Source organism: Bacterioplanes sp. CLAM21 (genome assembly GCF_059641015.1).
In genome coordinates this window covers 3,072,068-3,090,410 of record NZ_CM184929.1, presented here as the reverse complement: position 1 = coordinate 3,090,410, position 18,343 = coordinate 3,072,068, and the positions used below count along the sequence as shown (strand labels likewise).

General features: G+C 51.3%; 16 protein-coding genes. 9 read left to right on the top strand and 7 right to left on the bottom strand.

Features of this window, described 5'->3' with window-relative positions:
• Positions 1-14 precede the first annotated feature (14 nt).
• Complete coding sequence (locus AC55FS_RS14030; RefSeq protein WP_496932878.1) at positions 15-1,307, bottom strand: saccharopine dehydrogenase family protein; 1,293 nt, start codon at positions 1,305-1,307, stop codon at positions 15-17.
• Between the two features lie 96 nt (positions 1,308-1,403).
• Here AC55FS_RS14030 and AC55FS_RS14025 point away from each other — a divergent pair, with 96 nt between their 5' ends.
• A complete protein-coding gene (locus tag AC55FS_RS14025; protein WP_496932877.1) occupies positions 1,404-2,312 on the top strand; it encodes a LysR family transcriptional regulator in 909 nt (302 codons plus the stop codon).
• A gap of 26 nt (positions 2,313-2,338) precedes the next feature.
• On the opposite strand, the gene AC55FS_RS14020 is transcribed toward AC55FS_RS14025, so the two are convergent.
• Positions 2,339-4,000 (bottom strand): amidohydrolase, encoded by a 1,662-nt coding sequence (locus tag AC55FS_RS14020; protein WP_496932876.1) that lies wholly within the window; start codon positions 3,998-4,000, stop codon positions 2,339-2,341.
• 181 nt (positions 4,001-4,181) lie between these two features.
• Between AC55FS_RS14020 and AC55FS_RS14015 the strand changes: the two genes are divergently transcribed.
• From AC55FS_RS14015 to AC55FS_RS13990, 6 genes are all read left to right on the top strand, one after another.
• Positions 4,182-4,964, top strand: a complete 783-nt coding sequence (locus AC55FS_RS14015) for a DUF599 domain-containing protein (RefSeq protein WP_496932875.1) — start codon at positions 4,182-4,184, stop codon at positions 4,962-4,964.
• A gap of 88 nt (positions 4,965-5,052) precedes the next feature.
• On the top strand, positions 5,053-5,544 hold the full coding sequence (gene bamJ / locus AC55FS_RS14010; protein ID WP_496932874.1) for a BamJ family beta-barrel-assembly machinery protein: 492 nt from the start codon (positions 5,053-5,055) through the stop codon (positions 5,542-5,544).
• Between the two features lie 288 nt (positions 5,545-5,832).
• Positions 5,833-6,915 (top strand): Glu/Leu/Phe/Val family dehydrogenase, encoded by a 1,083-nt coding sequence (locus AC55FS_RS14005; protein ID WP_496932873.1) that lies wholly within the window; start codon positions 5,833-5,835, stop codon positions 6,913-6,915.
• Positions 6,903-7,970 (top strand): pyruvate dehydrogenase (acetyl-transferring) E1 component subunit alpha, encoded by a 1,068-nt coding sequence (gene pdhA / locus AC55FS_RS14000; RefSeq protein WP_496932872.1) that lies wholly within the window; start codon positions 6,903-6,905, stop codon positions 7,968-7,970. The genes AC55FS_RS14005 and pdhA overlap by 13 nt, the downstream gene beginning before the upstream one ends.
• Before the next feature lie 2 nt (positions 7,971-7,972).
• Positions 7,973-8,953 carry an alpha-ketoacid dehydrogenase subunit beta gene (locus tag AC55FS_RS13995; RefSeq protein WP_496932871.1) on the top strand — a complete coding sequence of 327 codons (981 nt, stop codon included), beginning with the start codon at positions 7,973-7,975 and terminating at the stop codon, positions 8,951-8,953.
• A gap of 11 nt (positions 8,954-8,964) precedes the next feature.
• Positions 8,965-10,113 (top strand): dihydrolipoamide acetyltransferase family protein, encoded by a 1,149-nt coding sequence (locus AC55FS_RS13990; RefSeq protein WP_496932870.1) that lies wholly within the window; start codon positions 8,965-8,967, stop codon positions 10,111-10,113.
• Between the two features lie 46 nt (positions 10,114-10,159).
• Here the strand turns inward: AC55FS_RS13990 and AC55FS_RS13985 are convergent, their stop codons facing one another.
• The 4 genes from AC55FS_RS13985 to AC55FS_RS13970 form a co-directional block, all read right to left on the bottom strand.
• Positions 10,160-10,624, bottom strand: a complete 465-nt coding sequence (locus tag AC55FS_RS13985) for a hypothetical protein (protein WP_496932869.1) — start codon at positions 10,622-10,624, stop codon at positions 10,160-10,162.
• Between the two features lie 324 nt (positions 10,625-10,948).
• Entirely contained in the window at positions 10,949-11,203 is a 255-nt protein-coding gene (locus tag AC55FS_RS13980; protein ID WP_496932868.1) for a DUF2789 family protein, read from the bottom strand.
• 142 nt (positions 11,204-11,345) lie between these two features.
• A complete protein-coding gene (locus AC55FS_RS13975; RefSeq protein WP_496932867.1) occupies positions 11,346-12,404 on the bottom strand; it encodes a fatty acid desaturase family protein in 1,059 nt (352 codons plus the stop codon).
• 132 nt (positions 12,405-12,536) lie between these two features.
• Positions 12,537-13,574 carry an AraC family transcriptional regulator gene (locus AC55FS_RS13970; protein WP_496932866.1) on the bottom strand — a complete coding sequence of 346 codons (1,038 nt, stop codon included), beginning with the start codon at positions 13,572-13,574 and terminating at the stop codon, positions 12,537-12,539.
• 124 nt (positions 13,575-13,698) lie between these two features.
• On the opposite strand from AC55FS_RS13970, the gene AC55FS_RS13965 reads away from it, so the two are divergent.
• Entirely contained in the window at positions 13,699-15,423 is a 1,725-nt protein-coding gene (locus AC55FS_RS13965) for an AMP-binding protein (protein WP_496932865.1), read from the top strand.
• A gap of 170 nt (positions 15,424-15,593) precedes the next feature.
• On the opposite strand, the gene AC55FS_RS13960 is transcribed toward AC55FS_RS13965, so the two are convergent.
• On the bottom strand, positions 15,594-17,366 hold the full coding sequence (locus AC55FS_RS13960) for a HAMP domain-containing protein (protein WP_496932864.1): 1,773 nt from the start codon (positions 17,364-17,366) through the stop codon (positions 15,594-15,596).
• Positions 17,367-17,686: 320 nt separating this feature from the next.
• Here AC55FS_RS13960 and AC55FS_RS13955 point away from each other — a divergent pair, with 320 nt between their 5' ends.
• Complete coding sequence (locus AC55FS_RS13955; protein WP_496932863.1) at positions 17,687-18,319, top strand: OmpW/AlkL family protein; 633 nt, start codon at positions 17,687-17,689, stop codon at positions 18,317-18,319.
• The last annotated feature ends 24 nt before the right edge of the window (positions 18,320-18,343 follow it).

The following is an 18,343-nucleotide window of genomic DNA, read 5'->3' as shown; positions in this document are numbered from 1 at the left end:
CGATTGCTACTACTTTATGCGCATTGCGCATCAGCTTCGATCTTTGCCGGTTGTGCTTCCATCAGTTCAAAGCTCAGCCCGGCGTGTTTTTCTAATCGCTCAATAAAGCGCTGATCAAAAATAGCAGCCGGCGTCCAAAAGCCTCCAGCCTTGCCGACTTTCTTACCTTGTTGGTGATAATCCAGGGCTAAGCTGGCTGCTGCTTGGCCTAGCATTTTTCCAGTGCTGCCATAGCCTGGGTCTTTATCACCGCTGACTTTGACTAATAAATGTTCACCGTCTTGGGTTTGGCCGCGAAAGCGTATGTCAAAAAAACCGTCCTGTTGTTGCTGTGGTGTTGGCCCTTCTCCTGGCTTAGGCAATAGCGTTTTTTCTAACAGCCAGCGGCTCGGTTTAAAGGCTGCCCCTGCCATAAAGGCAGCCAGCGCTGTTACAATCGCTGTTGCCATCATGCGGCCTTTGCCGCCGCGGCCAGTGAGCATGGCTTCATCATAGAGAAAATCGTCGCCGTAGAGGTTATCTCGCAACGCATTGCTGCGATGTACAATGCGTGTATTGATGGCGGCCATAATAAATGGCGTACTCCAGGCGGAAAAATCGGCATCAAATTTTGCCCCTTTCAGGTTTATCTGACGAGCATTGAAACCGTGCTCGGTAGGGCACAAGGCATAGGGATTAGCCAATTGTTTTCTCAGTGCCGGGTTAGCAACGGCTTCTTTTGTTAGATTAACGATGCTGGCGACGGTGCCTCCCGACATGCCCCCTTTGGCTGCTTTTACGCGCATTTTTATCTGCTGTGCGGGTTTGCCATACAGGTCGATAGCCTGCTGTTGCAGGAAATAAACCCCCATATCCGATGGAATCGAGTCAAAACCGCAGCAGTGAACAATGCGAGCGCCACTGTCTTTGGCAACAGGTTCGTATTTATCGATCATGGCGCGTATCCATTGTGGCTCACCGGTGAGGTCACAATAATCTGTGCCGTTATGGGCGCAGGTTTTCACCAGTGTTTCGCCATACAGGGCATAAGGTCCAACGGTAGAAACCACTACGTTAGTGGATTCACACAGTTGGCTCAGTGCGGCCTCATCGCTAGCGTCCGCCACAATAATTGGCAGCTGTTTGGCGTCGTCGCCCAATAGGTCCACTAAGCTGCCGCGCAGTGTTTGTAACTTACGCTCACTGCGCCCGGCTATGGCCCAGCGTAGAGTACCATTGAGTGAAAATTGCTGTGCCAGATAGCGTGTCAGAATTTGGCCGACAAAACTGCTGGCCCCAAAAACCACCAGATCGTACTGTGTTGTCATAAGCGCCTCGAATAAGTGAGTTGATGGCCAACTTAGCAGTGTTTTTGGCGTTATATAAGGGTGATTAAAGTCATTGGCCGCGGATCGGGAGTCGTGATGGAATCCAAATACCTAGAAACCTTTGTCGCTGTTATGGAACTAGGATCGCTGTCGGCAGCGGCGCGCCGATTAGGTCGTAGCCAGTCGCAACTGAGTCAATGGATGGCCGAGTTGGAGGTGGACACCGGGCTGTGCTTGTTTGAGCGCAGCGGAAATCGGGCGCTGCCAACGACTCAGGCGCAGCAGTGGTTGCCATGGGCCAGGCAGGCGTTGCTGCAGCTGCATACGCTGCAACGGCGAACCCAGGCGTTAGCCGGCAGTCAATGTTGGCAGCTCACAATCGCGGTGGAAGAGTGTTTGTCACTGCAAATAATGGCGCCGGCGCTCAGTGCTTGGCAGCAGTGCTGGCCTGGACGTTTGTTAACGATTGGCCAATACGAGCACGGTGAGCTCATGCACCAACTTGAACAGCAGCAGCTGCAGTTAGCGTTGGCATTTGAGCATCAGGATCATTTGCCAGGATTTAATTATCGCCGTCTAGGTTATATGGATGAAGTTTTTGTTGCTTCTTCTGCGTGGGTCAAAGCCTGCAGTTTGAAGCCAACTGCGCAGCAGCTGTGTCAGCAGCTGGAGTTGGTATGGGCAGGGCAAGCCGCCGAAGAATTGAAGCAAACGCCTGCTTCAGCTAATGAAGCCTTAAATCCAGATCACTGGCTGCTCAGTGATATTGGTTTACTTAAACAATTGCTGATTCGCGGTTGTGGCTATGCCTTATTACCAAGGCTTGAAGTGCAGGCTGAGATCGATGCGGGGCAACTTATGGTATTGCAGCCAGACTTTGAAACGGCCCATATTGATCGACGCATTCAACTATTGTGGGCCCCCGGCTTAGAGCAGCAGGCGGAAGTGGGTTCTTTAATTGAGCTGCTGGCGCAATCATTAGAGCCAACATCTGCCCCGCAATGATGTCAGGGCAGGGTAACGGATTGAACTTAAAATTCTTCTGATTGGTAGGTAATGCGGCCATTCATCATGGTCAGTAGCACCTTGGTCTGTTGGATGTCACCAGTCGGAACTTTTTGTGGATTTTGGTCTATCACAATTAAGTCTGCCAGTTTGCCCATTTCTAATGTGCCGGTGCGCCGTTCACTGCGTAGCGCGTAAGCAGCATTACGAGTGTACGCCGCAAGTACTTGCTGTACGCTGATGCTTTGCGCGCCACGATTAACGGCATTATGAATACCGATAAAGGGGTTTAGACTGCTGACTGTCCAGTCGCTGCTAAGCACTACATGTGCACCAGAATCTGTTAAATCCTTTAAGCGATAGGCCTGTTCGATGCGCTCACCAATATAAGGGCGTTGCCAATGATGATTGTGCGGTAGGGTGAAATCGCCAGCCACCTGCATATCGGCAATTACCCCCAGTTGTGCAAAGCGTGGCAGATCGTCATTATCGATCATCTCTACATGAGTGAGACGATGACGAGCTTGGCTTCGGGGCTGGGCGGCAATGGCATTTAATGCTTCGTGTATGCCTCGATCGCCAATTGTGTGAATATGAAAGTCGTATCCCACACCTTGCAGCTGGTTTATGTAGTGGCTTAAACGTTGTTGACTAAAATAATTTAAACCGGTTGGTGGTACGCCGGGCAAGCTTTGCTGGTAGGGCTGTTTTAGAGCGGCGGTGGTGTTGTGGATAATGCCGTCACTGTAAATTTTAATTTGATTGATTTGCAGTAGGCGCTTTGCATCGAAACGAAAGTGCTTTTTCAGATAATCGATTTGCTCTTTATCGTTGGCCAAGGGGTACGCCCATAAACCCAAATTGACGCGGGTTTTTAATACGCCGTCTTGTTCCGCCTGCTTCCATACGTCCAACCAGCCTCGTTGCCAATAAACTCGGGCATCGGCGATAGAAGTAATACCGTAGCGGGCCATTTCATCCATGGCCCACACTAAACCATCGTAATAGATGTCAAAACTTTGCTCGGTCGGTTGGTAAGCCAGATCAAAGGCTGCCTCGGCAGCGGTTTCTAATAAAATACCATTGGGCTCGCCGTCGTCATTTTTGACAATGACGCCACCACTGGGATTGTCGCTGTCAGCACTGTAGCCAAGCTCTGCTAATGCTTTGGAGTTAACCCAAGCCGAATGTGAGCTTTGTTCCATGATTGCCACCGGCCGGTCACTGATCCATTGGTCCAACAAAGCTTTGGGATTGTCGTGCTCCAGCAACCAATGTAAATCGTGGCCATAGGCGGTGAGCCAATGTGAACCTGCTTGCTGTTGGCGACAGTCGAGTAACGGCTGACGCAATCCGTAAATATCGTCTGCTTCTAGCCAGCAATTGCCGCCCACCTCAGCACCGCCTTCCAATGCATGCACGTGGCTGTCATGAATGCCTGGCATGATGGTAAGGCCTTCGAGGTCGATGACCTTGGCGTGATCACCGGCACTCTGCAAGGCCAGCTGCTGTTCACCGATAAACTCGATGGTGTCGCCACGCACCACTAACGAATCGCCTGCTTGGGTTTGCTCCGACAGCGTCAGCAGATCGGCATTGATAAATACGGTGACGTCACTGTTGGCTGAAGAGCTGGCCTGGCAGCCCAGTAGTGCCATACTGGTTAACATAATAGAAAGCGGTTTCATGGTAATCTCGCCGTGTTTGAAAGGGGCATGCCGGGCAAGGCTCGGCGGCTTATGTACATGGTAGAAAAGGGCTGGCGTAGACCCAAAAGAGTGACTATCTGGAAGCCAGATAGTCACTCTGGCGCTATGCAAAGGTTGGTGCGATCCAAATTTTTACCCATTGAAGAAGATTGAGGTGTGAATGGATAGTTTTATCAGCTGGCAGGACTGGGGAGCATTGGCCTGGTTTCTGGTGTGCTGGGTGGTTTATTCCTTGTTTGCCAAGCGGCGAGCGAAAACTACGGCGTCGCTATCATCTGTGTTGCATGTACATCGAATAAACTGGATGCGGCGATTATTGCAACGTGAAATCCGTGTTAGTGATGCCGCGTTGTTGTCGAATTTGGAGCGCAACGTCACTTTTTTTGCATCCTCCTGCGTGCTGGTGCTGGCGGGTTTGTTAACGGCGTTAACCGCAACGCAGCAAATTCATGATGTGATTGCTGATATTTCCTTTGCCGCACAAAGTTCGATTTTACTGGTTGAGTTAAAAATACTGGCATTAATCGGCATTTATATTTATGCGTTTTTTACCTTTACCTGGTCGATGCGACAGTTTGGGTTTGCGTCGGTACTGGTAGGTGCGGCACCAGCGCCAGAAGACGAAGGCGTTACCGCCAACGAACGGCGTAATTTTGCCATTTATGCTGCTAAGGTGATCGACCAGGCCAGTCATAGTTATAACTATGGATTGCGGGCTTTTTATTATTCGCTGGCGGCGGTGAGTTGGTTTTTGGGACCTTGGTATTTTATTGTGGCGTCCACCACTGTGGTGGGGGTTTTGTTTCAACGGGAATTCCGCTCTTCATCATTGAAGGCGTTAAAACAAGTAGAGAATGTCGGTGAGCGTTTGTTTCATGATGACAAAGATCTGTACCGACGCTCGTTAAAGAAACCAGACGAGCATCATGCCTCACCCCATTAGTTCTAGCGGAGTGAATAGCGCCAGCAGCTGGTTAATCGAATTGACCGGTAGATGTTATTATGCCTCGACAGACATTCTCAGGAGTTAAATGATGTCGTTGGATGTGGGTGACTTGCTGGTCGTCTTTTGTGCCCTAGTGCTGTTGTTTTATGGAATCCGGGTTGCTAGACAAAAAGGTGAAGCCTGGCAACAAAATCGTCAGGCAGGTGAGGCCTATTGGCACCAGAAGCAACAGCAGGATGGGGTGCAGCAAGTCGGCGACGGCGTGTTAGTCGAATACTTGCAGCGCGGTGATGGTGATGTGTCGCCAACGTTAAAGCAGCCGATTGTTGTGCATTACACCGGCACCTTAATTGACGGTACGGTTTTTGACTGCTCTCGTCGTCGAGGCGAACCACTGAAGTTCAGCCTCAATCAGGTCATTGCAGGCTGGCAGCAAGGCATGCAGCAGCTGGTCGTTGGTGACCGTGTGCGGCTGACGATACCACAACAGCTGGCCTATGGACGCAGACAGGCAGGCACTATTCCACCGTACTCGACCTTGATATTTGATGTTGAGTTGCTTTCCATCGAGTCTTAACCGCGAGCGGCTGCTAATGTCGGCGGCCCTGCTCATCCACGGATATTGGTATTGCTAGTTGGCATATAGAGCTGCTTTTTATAGGCGTATTGAACGCCTATAAAATACGACGCTATTAAAGACCACTCACTCGTTATTTGTCTTTTTAGTCATATCTGGACTATTTCTTAACTATCCTGTGCCCGTCAGAATAGGCTGGCGAGTATCATTAAAACAGGCGATTCACTCGGTGTAGCCAAAAGCTATCGGCCGGGTGTTAGACATCGGCCATAAGCCGGAGGAATAGCCATGTTTGATTCCATACTTGATCATCGCTGTGAGGCGGTGCATAGCTTCGCTCATTGTCCTACCAGCAACCCTCAAGCTCCTTGGCGAGCCTTGATAGCCATTCATTCCACCCGCAGAGGCCCTGCCCTCGGTGGCTGTCGTTTTGTCCCTTATCAAAGTGACCAAGATGCACTGCAGGATGCGCTACGATTGGCTCAAGGCATGAGCAGAAAAGCGGCGTTAGCTGGATTAAATCTAGGCGGCGGTAAGGCCGTTATTATGATGCCTGAAGGCATATTTGATCGTCAGGCCTTGTTTCGCTGGTTTGGCCAATGTGTCGAACGCCTGTACGGGCAATACATCACCGCTATGGATGCCGGCACTCAGGTGGCGGATATGGACGACATCTTTAAGCAAACTCGCCATGTTGCCAGTCATAGTCAAATTGGTGACCCGTCTCCTCACACGGCACGCGGCGTTTATCAGGCGTTAGAGCATGTGATGACGTCGGTACTGGGGCAGCCTTTGCAACATAGCAAGGTAGCTATTCAGGGCTTGGGCCATGTGGGCATGGCGTTAACGCAACGCCTAACGGAAGCCGGCGCCCAAGTTTGGGTAAGCGATCTCAATGCTGAGCTGTGCCAGCAGGCGCAGCAATTGGGTGCTAGTGTGGTAGAGCCTGGGCGTATTCTGCAGCAGCCTGTGGATATTCTGGCGCCCTGTGCTTTGGGTGGTGTGATCTCAGAATCGTCTTTGCCACAGCTGCAATGTCAGGCCATTGTTGGGGCTGCCAACAACCAGTTGGCTAGCCCACACATAGGCAATGAGCTTTTGCAGCGTGGGATACTGTTTGCACCAGACTATCTGGTCAATGCTGGTGGACTGATGTTTGCCGCCGGTCGTTACCACGGCTGGTCTGAAGAACGTATTGCAGATCACATCGATACCATTACTCAGCGCCTTGCCGAAGTATTTCATATGGCAGAGCAGCGCCAGCAGGCGGTGAATCTGGTGGCTGATGAGGTGGCCGATGAGGCCATTGCTGAGGGCCAGTATCAACCTGGTCAGCAAGAGATTGAAAGGGAGGCGCTATGGAATCTGTAGCGGGTATGGTGCGTTATCTAGATGCCAGTGGACAGGTCTGCTCAGAATTGCCGCTGTGGGCCCATGACATGGAGCCGCTGTTGGACAGCTATCGTTGGATGGTGCTTACACGACAGTTTGACCAAAAGGCCATTGCATTGCAGCGTACTGGCCAGTTGGGAACTTATCCGTCGAGCTTGGGGCAGGAAGCCATTGCCGTGAGCTTGGGATTGTCGATGGAGCCTGACGATGTGTTTGTGCCTTATTACCGCGATCACGGCACCCAGTTACTGCGTGGCTACAATATGCAGGATGTGTTGCAGTATTGGGGAGGGGACGAACGCGGTAGTTTGGCCGGGCCGACGCAAGACTTCCCTATCTGTATTCCTATTGCAACTCAGTGCGGACATGCCGTCGGCGCTGCGCGTGCGTTGCAGTTGCAAAAAAAGCCCCAGGCCGTGGTGTGCACCTTGGGCGATGGCGCGTCATCGAAAGGCGATTTTTTAGAAGCTTTGAACTTGGCCGGCGTGTGGAAGCTGCCTGTGGTGTTTGTGTTGAACAACAATCAGTGGGCTATCTCGGTGTCGCGGCAAATTCAATGCGGCGCTTCGGCGCTGGCGCTGAAAGGCATTGGCGCTGGCGTCTTGTCTCGTCAGGTTGATGGCAACGATGTCATTGCCATGACAGATGAAGTGTCTCAGGCGTTAGAGCGTGCCCGCGCAGGCGATGGGCCAACGCTAATAGAGGCCATCAGCTATCGCCTGTCTGATCATACGACGGCGGATGATGCCAGTCGTTACCGCGATGATGCTGAACTTCAGCAAGCTTGGCAGCGTGAACCTGTGATGCGACTGCGCCAGTTTCTACTGCAGCAAGGCGCTTGGAGCGAGGCTCTGGAGCAGCAGTGGTTGGAACATTGCCAGAAGACAGTCGCCCATGCCGTGGACAGCTATTTGCAAATCGAGCCGCAAACACCGGAATCCATGTTTGACCATGTATTTGAGGACTGGCCGGCGGTTTTGGATGAGCAATTACAGATGTTCGCCGAGCGACGCCAGCGTCGCCTGGGAGAGTGATGATGGACGACAGAACTCTGGTAGAAGCGGTTAACTTGGCCTTGCATCATGCCATGGCCGCCGATGAGCGGGTGGTGTGCTTAGGCGAAGACATTGGCGTTAATGGCGGTGTGTTCCGAGCCACCGTCGATTTACAGCAACGCTTTGGTGAGCAGCGGGTGATGGATACTCCGTTAGCTGAAACGCTGATTGCGGGTACTGCCGTCGGTATGGCGGCATTGGGATTGCGCCCAGTGATGGAAATTCAGTTTCTGGGTTTTATTTTTCCGGCCTTTGAGCAGCTGATTACCCACGCCGCCAGGCTTAGAAACCGTACCCGTGGACGTATGAGCTGCCCCTTGGTGGTGCGTGCTCCCTTTGGTGGTGGCATACATGCACCCGAGCATCACTCGGAAAGTACCGAAGCGTTGCTGGCGCACATACCGGGTATTCGGGTGGTTATACCGTCGTCACCGAGACGGGCATACGGATTGTTGCTCAGTGCTATTGATGACCCGGACCCCGTGCTGTTTTTGGAGCCAAAGCGTTTGTACCGCTTGCAGAAGCAACCGCTGCCAGATGATGGTGAGCGCTTGCCGTTGGATTCCTGTTTTACCCTACGCCAGGGTGATGACCTCACTCTGATCAGTTGGGGAGCGAGTGTGCATGAAACGCTGATTGCTGCCGATCGCTTGCACGAGCAAGGCGTTAGTTGTGATGTGATTGATGTCGCTACTGTGTCTCCGCTCGATATGGCTACCCTATGTCAGTCGGTGGAAAAAACCGGGCGCTGTTTGATTGTGCATGAGGCCTGTCGCAGTGGCGGCATCGGAGCAGATATTGCCGCACAGCTCAGTGAGCAAGCATTTGATTGTCTGCATGCTCCCATTGCCAGGGTGACTGGATTTGATACCCCGATGCCATATTTTCGCCAGGAGCAATGGTACTTGGCGGATGCCGATGACATTGTCAGCGCTGCTATGAAAGTAGTGCGTTACCAATAGGGATACAGCGTATGCGTTATTTTGCATTGCCAGATTTAGGTGAAGGGCTGCAGGAAGCAGAAATTGTTGAATGGTATGTCAATGAAGGCGATGAGGTGAAGGTCGATCAGCCACTGTTGGCGGTAGAAACCGATAAGGCCATTGTTGATGTGCCCAGCCCCCAGGCTGGTGTCATTGGCCAACGCTTTGCTGCCCAAGGCGACAGCGTCAATGTCGGCGAGCCGTTGGTGGAGTTTGTCGGCGAGCAAGGGGCTGAAGCGCCCCAGCAAGATGGCGCGACCGTAGTCGGTCAATTGCCGCAGGAGGCCGGGGCCAGTGCCGACACTTTCATCATCGGCAGTGCCGGGGGAGCGACCTCAGCTGTACGAGCATCGCCCAGCGTGCGCGCCTTGGCCAAGCGTCTTGGCGTCGATATTCACAGTGTGAGTGGCAGCGGTGACAATGGTCGTATCAGCGCTGACGATGTCGAGCGCGCCAGTCGTGTGAATGCCAGCCATGGGCCGGCAGAGGCCCTTAGCGGGGTGCGCAAATCCATGGCGAAAAATATGGCCCGTGCCCATGAGTCGGTAGTGCCCGTCACTTTGTTTGATGAAGCCGATGTGACCGAATGGCAACTAGGGGAGGACATCACTGTTCGCTTGCTGCAAGCCATGGCCGTGGCATGCCAGGCCGAGCCCAACCTTAATGCCTGGTTTGATGATAATCAGCTGCGTTTATTGCAAACCATTGATGTCGGCATTGCCGTCGATACTGAGCAAGGCCTGTTTGTGCCGGTATTGCGCGATGTTGGTAATCGTTGCGCCGACGATTTGCGCGTTGGCCTTGGCAATCTGCGGCAAGATGTCAAAGCGCGCAGCATCCCTCCACAAGAGCTAAAGGGCGCGACCATCACCTTATCGAACTACGGTTCTTTGGCGCGCAACGGTCAGGGCGCGGGCATTTATGGAACGCCGATTGTGGTGCCGCCGACCGTTGCCATTGTCGGTGCTGGCCGCATTCAGGATAAGGCGCTGGTGCATATGGGGGAGCTGTTTGCCGGGCGGGTATTACCGCTGTCTTTAACCTTTGACCATAGGGTGGTCACCGGTGGTGAGGCATCACGCTTCCTCGGCGCTATGATCGCCGATTTGCAGCGTGAGCCTGAAGTGATTGATCACTAATCTCGCCGTTGGGTCTATCGCCCGCCGGCTTGGCTGGGATTTAGGCTCACTCGTTGTGGTCTTGCTCAGCAACACTAAAACCATCCATGCCATGTTCGTCTGCCCAAGCTTGCAGCATGGCATGCACACGTTCATCGCACGTCTTTTGACTCAATTCTGCAGCGACTTCTAGTGCGTCCAATTCTATGCTCAGGTCTCTTTGGCAGGCATCGTAAATGCGCTCAAGCATCAGTTCGCAGTGCTCGATATCATCGCTTTGCAAACGGCTGGATTGCAGATCGTTTTCCAGCTCACGAATGACCGACCAGCAGGTTTCACCGCGCTGATACAGGGTGTCTTGATTGATGCCATGAATGTCTTCGAGGGCGTAGTCCCAATCGTCCCAGTCGTCTTCAGGTTGGATTAACGTGGTTTTAATGCGACCGTCAGCCAGGCTCCAAGCGATGGCAATTGGATGGGCTCGCTCTTCCCATGAGCTGGCATCAATGGCAACAAATTGTGGAGCGTTCATAGGGCCTCCCCAAAAACCGCCAGTGTGCGACTGACTTTGAAGATGGTCAACCACTAACCGCCTTAGGGCCTGTTCTCACTATTTCGATCGCGCTGTTATCAGATGAAAACCCCTCAATTAGGGCGCGAAGACTGATGTTTAACGAGTTAAATGAAGGATGAGCAACACAGATTGAGGGGTTCTCAGCCATACCCCGAAGGGCTGGGGTCCGTTTTTCTCTGAGTCGCGTTATTCGTTGCTTATTCAGTTAAACCACACGGCTCATGCCTCACTCAAGAAAAAACAGACGTCCAGCAGCAAAGCGCTAAATAGTGTGAACAGGCCCTAAGATGGACGGATGTCGGCTTCTTTACGCAATAAGCTATCGAGGGTGTCGACGGCTTCTGCCCAGTCAGAATCCTGCTCGATGGATTCACGCAGAAAAGCACGTTGTGCATCGCTGAAAAACTCCAGCCCAAGAATAGATTGCTGGCGGGTAATGGGTTTGTGCTGTTCAATAAAGCGCTCAATGGCCTGAGCGCTGTTATCCAGGCCAAGCTGCGCAAACAACGCCGGCAAGTCATGTGGTGAGGTGTCCATGATGAACTCCTGTCGGTGCACTATTGGCAGTTTAGTGGCTGAGGTCCGCACTGCAACGTGGCCAGCGAAGCTCGCTGGCGAACTCTTAGTCGCTCGTCGTTGGGCAAGCCTACTGCCCTGGCACAGAGCTGCACAGAATGGCCTAGGGGTTTCCGAGCTGTTTTAGGTGGCGGTAATGGCCCTTAATGGCATCAAACAAGGTGTTATAACGGCGCACAGTTAATGTGCCTGCCGACTCGCATTGAAGTAATAGCTGATGGATATGCGGATAATGCACATGGGAAATGCGCGGAAAAAGATGGTGCTCTAGCTGAAAGTTGAGCCCACCCAGTGTCCAGCTCAAAAAGCGGCTATTGGTTGCGAAGTCGACGGTGGTTTTCAGTTGATGATGGGCCCAGTCATCGGCCAGCATGCCGTTCGCGTCGGCCTTGGGAAAGTCCGCTTTATCAACCACATGCGCCAGTTGAAACACCAAAGCAAACAAGCTACCAAGCACAAAATGCATCAGTAAAAAGCCGCTGATGGCTTGCGGCCAACCCAGTAGGGTGGCAGGCAGGGCGATGTACAATAGCAAATAGAGTATTTTCGATAGCCAAAACTCAACATGATCTTTGAAGACCATGGTTTGCGAATAACACCGCTGGGCAATTTTCTGACGCCAATAGGCTTTGTAATCCAACACAAAAAACCAGAATAAACTGGTGAACGGATACAACAGCCAAACATACCAGTGCTGCCAGCGATGGAAAAAATAATGCCCTTGCGCTGGGCTCATGCGTATCAGTCCAAACGCGTCAATATCTTCATCAATACCTGCAACATTAGTGTAGCTATGATGGCTTCGGTTATGTTTTTGTGCCCAGTAATAGCGATGGCTGCCAATTAAATTAAAGCTCGACGCAGCGATGCGATTCATGAGCTTATGGCGACTGAATGATGCATGAGCGCCATCGTGCATGATATTAAAGCCCACCAGCGCAGTGGCTAAACCATGCAAAAGCCAGAACAGGCTATTTACGGCACTAGGAAGCAGCAGCAAGCCATAACTGCTGATAAAAAAGACGCTGATAATGACGGCTTTTATCCATAGCTGGCGGTTGCCGCTTTTACTTTGTCCGTGGGCGTCGAGCAGTTGTTGTACTTGCTGCGATAACTGTTGATAAAACCGGCGATCGGTGGCAGCGAACTGAATGTGAGACATAGTTATTTTGTTGTAGTTTTGGCGCTATCTTACTCAGTCTGGGCAGGCGCGACAAAGACAAATTTGCAGCAGCCTGCTGGCGGTCGCTAAATCAAACTGTAGAGGGTTTGAGTCAAACAAAGCGTTAATGCTTTAACCTGTAGAAGGTTGTGACTGGCGAAAACGCCTGGGAGACAGTCCTAGCCAGCGACGAAAGGCACGGCCAAAATTGGAGGCATCCTGATAACCTAACTGGTCTGCAATGTCATCGATACTGAGTGGGCTGGTGAGCAAATACTGTATGGCTAATTGACGGCGTGCGCTTTCCAATAGCTCTTGGTAGCTGGTGTTGAGTTCTGCCATATGCCGATTGATGGTGCGGGCACTGACATTGAGCTGCTCGGCTATTTGTGCAAGATTCGGAAACTGGCGTTGCTGTAGCAGCTGGCAGCGGATACGGGTCGCCAAGTCTAGCTGCTGTGGCATGCTGGCTATTTGCTGTTCACATTCGACTTCTGCCTGGCGCCGAGCAGGCAGGCTCAGGCTGGCCATGGGTATCTTAAGCACACTGGTTGGCAGGCATAGTGCGTTATGGTTTTGGTTAAACTGCACTGGAAACAGTAACGGCTCTTCATAACGTAAACCAGGACCCACCGGCGAACCACACAGGCGCACAACACCCGTTAGAGGGTCACTTTGTGACGTCAAATAGTGCAGCAGTGTGCTAACGGCTGCGAGTAGAGAATGCTGGCTGAAATTGGCCAGGGTAGCGCTGTTGCAGTTGGATACGGCTTCAATGCTGATCAGCTGGTGCTGCTGTCGCAAGCGTAGCTGCGCCAGCAGGTTGTCATTATTTAAGTAACGTATCAGCCACGACAGGGCATCAGAGAAGCTTGCTGCGGCCAAATAGACTTGACTCGCAAAGCTGCGCATTGTTAGCGGCAGCCTAGCGCCATGGAGCAGTCCCAGTAACGGCTCATCGGTGTTGGCAACGGCATGAGCAACGGCGCACTGCAGCATCATTGGCGTGACTGCCGTGCTGTTATGCAAACCACGGTTCAGGCCGCAATGGCGTAACACGGACGTGGTTTCAAATCCTTGCTGTTGCAGGCTATCTAACAGCCGTTGTAGATGCTGTCTGGCCAGTTGTGATGGTTGCTGCGAGTGAGCCATCATCGTATCGGTCAGCATGGCAATGCCTTTCCATGACGTGATATGACAGAAAGTGTGTCATCATCTGCTCTTTCACTCAATGCGCCTTTCGTTCATAGTGCGCGTTAAACAAAAACAACAATGAACCATGGGAGATCTAGTGGTGGATGCTTCATTTTGGGACGGTAAACGAGCTCCAGGGGTGGCAGATCAAGTTGATCTGAATGAATTTGATGCAGTGGTAGAAGTGATCGAAGGCGCGATGAAGCGTTATGCGCAGCGGCCAGCGTTCACCAGTATTGGCTATACCCTCACTTACGGGCAAATTGATGAATACAGTGCTGCTTTCGCAGCTTATCTGCAACATCATACCAGTCTGAAACCAGGCGATCGTATCGCCATTCAAATGCCAAACGTGCTGCAGTTTCCCATTGCCATGTACGGTGCACTGCGTGCAGGTTTAATCGTTGTAAATACCAATCCGCTTTATACCGAGCGGGAGATGCTGCACCAATTTAATGACTCGGGTGCCAAAGCCCTAGTGTGCATGGATGTGTTTGCGCGCTCAGTGCAGAACATTAAAGCTGAAACTGGATTGCAGCATGTAATTGTTACCAGTCTGGCGGATATGTTGCCCCTGGTTAAACGGACGGTTATTAATGCTGCGGCGAAGTACGTGAAGAAAATGGTGCCTGCCTATTCGCTGCCTGACGCTGTACCTTTCCGTAAGGCGCTGTCATTAGGAGCTAAGGCCGGGGCACATAAAGCCGATTATATACGTGACCCTAACGCTACCATTATTTTGCAATATACCGGCGGTACCACCGGTGTGGCTAAAGGTGCTGAACTCACCAATCGCAATTTGATTGCCAACATGTTGCAGTCCAAAGCGCAGTTATCGCAGCATGACGCTAACGGCGAGCCGATAAAGCCAGAAGGCGGTGTGAAAATTGTTGCACCTTTGCCTCTGTATCATATTTATTCGTTTACCGTGCATTTAATGGCACTGTTTAACATGGGCGATCACAGCATATTAATTGCCAATCCGCGTGATACCGATATGTTTGTGCGCATGATTAAACCGCACCAGCTCACCGGCTTTATTGGGCTTAATACGCTGTTTGTTTCCTTGTTGCAGCACCCGGAATTTGCTCAGTGTGATTTTTCTAAGTTAAAACTGACGCTATCGGGTGGCACTGCGTTAATGGATGATACGGCGCAACGCTGGAAAGATATGACAGGCTGTGGCATCTCAGAAGCGTATGGCCTGACGGAGTGTTCGCCTGCGGTGACTATGAACCCGGGCAACGGCCTGGAGCGTATGGGAACGGTGGGGCAAGCGGTTGCAGGCACGGCGTTGAAATGCATCGATGATCAAGGTAACGAAGTCGCTGTCGGTGAACGTGGCGAGTTGTGTGTGTGTGGCCCACAGGTGATGAAGGGCTATTGGAATCGTCCAGAAGCCACCGCTGACAGCTTTACCGAAGATGGTCGCTGGTTAAAAACGGGTGATGTCGCCATTATCGATGAAGACGGTTTTGTCCGCATCGTCGACCGCATAAAAGATATGATTTTAGTTTCTGGCTTCAATGTTTACCCTAACGAGATTGAAGACGTCGTGGCCAAACACCCGGCGGTTGAAAACTGCGCAGTGATTGGGGTTCCCGATGACAAGACTGGCGAAGCGGTCAAACTGTTTGTGGTGGCCAGCGACGCTAATGTGACGGTGGAAGAACTTCGCCAGTATTGCCGGGAAAATCTAACCGCTTACAAGGTGCCGCGTCAGGTGGAGTTCCGCGACGAGTTACCGATGACACCAGTCGGCAAGATATTGCGTCGTGAGCTCAAAGACCAAGAAGATGCTAAGCGAGCAGCTGAAGCGGCTTAAACCCGAACAGTTGGAGCCCGTTTTTCTCTAAGCTGTGTTATTCGCAGCTTATTTAATGGCTTAAACGGTGCTCCTGATGTTTTGCTGAGGAAGAAACCGACTTTCGGCAGTAAAAGTCTAATGTTAGTTGCCCTATTTCTAGGGCAACTTTTCTTCGTTTCCTGATACGGTTAATCGTTGCTTTGAGCCAAGCTAAAAGTTAAATCCATTTCTAGATACTGCCCTTGCCATTGTTGACTCAGGCTGCCTTGCAATCGGTCTTCGACAATATAACAAGCCAAGGCAAAGCCTCGGGAATCCACAACGTTGTGTGACATCTGCTGCTGTAATTGAATATGCCCTTGTAAGCCATTGGTATCCAATGTCAAAGTTAATTGCTGCGTCTTTTCCATGGAGGCAGGTGGTACGATCAGCCCCATTACAAAGTCGAACAGCGCTGCATTTTCTTCTAATACCAGTGACAGCGGTAGGTGCAGAGTTTTTTTATCGTCGGGCAGGGGCAGAGATGTCATCCATTGCATGAGCTGTTTTGACAAATCAATGGTCTTGCGCGAGTCATCAATGCTGATGTGCAAATAGTCTTGGAATATCTTTAAGTGGGCTTGCGGCTCATGATTGTGGTGGGCTTGCAGTTCCTCGAGCAGCAGCCGGTTAAAGACGCTGTGTTTTTGGCTGCGTAGGGTGGCCTGGCAGCGATCCAGCTGCTGCGACATGCGTTGCAAGGCAACTTTGGCGCGCATTTGCTCGTTGTAGAGTTCCTCCGTGCGCTTGGCGACCTTGTTTTCCATATTAATTGCCAGCTCTTGTGCCTGTTGGCTGGCGCTATGCTCACGCGTTTTATCCACGATACAAATGAGTATGCTGGCTGGGCGATTATCATGGTAAGCCGTGATTTGGAAGGTAATATCAAATATGCAAGGGTCCTGCCGTTGATTCACGATGTGGTAAGTGTCAGATACCCTAGGAATGCGGCCATAGAAAAGTTGGTTCAAGCGTTCACGTTGCTCTGTGGCTTGTGGCCCTCGAATCGAAGATAACAGCATTTCCATTGGATGTTGCAGATGCTCAAGCTCGGTGCGGGTTAACCCCAGCTGGGTAGCAAAATGGCTGTTGGCATCACAGCGATCGCTGTCAGCGGAGTATTCGCAAAAGCCTAGTGCCGCATTATCGATGGCAATGGCTAAGCGCTCTTTAGTGAGTTGCAATTCTTGGACCGCAGCCTGTTCGCGCACCACGTCTTGTTGCAAGGTATGACGCATCTGATTAATGGCATCGGCAACATCATTGAGCTCATCAGCATCGCCTGTGGCAGGCAGCTGTAATGGTTGATCGAGGCGCTTAAGTGAAAATTGAGACGCCCACTGTGACATGCGTTCCAGGCGGCGGGTCAGCAAACGATTGACGATAAACAGGATAAATATTGAAACCGAAAAGGTTTTAAGAAACTGAGTGACGAGAATATTGATGGCTTTGCTTCGTAGCTCAGAATATAAGTTGGCGTAATCAAGGTCGATGTGCAGTATGCCTAAAGAGTACTCTCTGCCACTGCTTTCATAACGTAACTCAATGTCATTACGGGTATCTGAGCCCTGCATCACATCACCTGCGGAAAACACCGTGCCATCGGTAGACTCAATAAATACGTAGGCAACCCCTGGAAAGTTAAGAATGCCCGCCAGCTGCGACTCTAATTGTGGAACATCGAAATTCCAAAGGCTGTAACTGATACTGTCGAGATAACTACTGCGAATCTGATCGATACTTTGATCATAACTGCTGAGGCCGCGCTTATAGTCGCTAAATAAAATAAAGGCAGTGGTCAGTAGAGTGACGAGAAAGCTGAAGGCCAGAATGTAAGACAGCAGGCGTCGACCAATACGCGATCCAACTCTCTGTTTTGGCTGTGTGCTGGCTTGTATTTGTTCTGATTGCTGTGCTGCCACTGCGTGATTGACCACCTTAGCTGGTTGATAAACACAGATCGCACATTGCAGATGAGCTGTGCAGAGTCGAAAGAAGCAAAGACACCTTTGATAACACTATAGCTTTATTCCCTTGATCGGCCAGTTATACCATTTGGCACGAAAAAATCGTGCCAACTATGCGTGGTATTCCTATGGCTATCTTACAAAGTTGATCTGACACAACAAAGTACTCGGCACAAATTTGGCCACTTGGACAGCTTGATCTGCATCAAAACTGCCCGAAACTCCGGCGTTATTCTGAGCCCATCTTGATTGAGCACGGAACTGAGGAGTGCGAAATGAAAATGCTGAAAACTTTGGTTGCGAGTGCCATTGTTGCTGCGGTTAGCCCTGTCATGGCGTATGAAGCGGGCGATATTATTGTTAAAGCTGGCGTTGTGCACGTTATGCCGAAGGATAACAACGCCGATGCTAGCGCTGTGGTACCGGATACCAAACTGGACGTAGAAAATGATACTCAATTGGGACTGACAGCCACCTATATGGTCGCGCCAATGTTCGGTGTCGAAGTACTGGCCGCTACTCCGTTTGAGCATGAAGTAAAAGCAGACGGTGGTGCTTTAGATGGTGCAACGATTGCGACCACCAAGCATCTTCCACCGACGGTATCAGCACAGTTTTATCCGCTGGCAGGCGATTCGGCCATTCAGCCATACATAGGCCTGGGCATTAACCATACCTTCTTCTTTGATGAAAAGGATGACGCTGCTATTGGTACCAAGGGTTTGAAAGCAAGCTGGGGTCTAAGTTACTCAGCGGGTGTGGACTATGTCATTAATAACCAGTGGGTCGTCAATGCTGCTTTGTGGAAAATGGATATCGACACTGAGATTCGCGGCGGCGCTGCGGATGGTTTAGAGGTTGAGATCGACCCGCTGGTGGTCATGGTTGGCGGCGGTATGAAATTTTAATTCTGTCAAAACAACAAAAAAGCG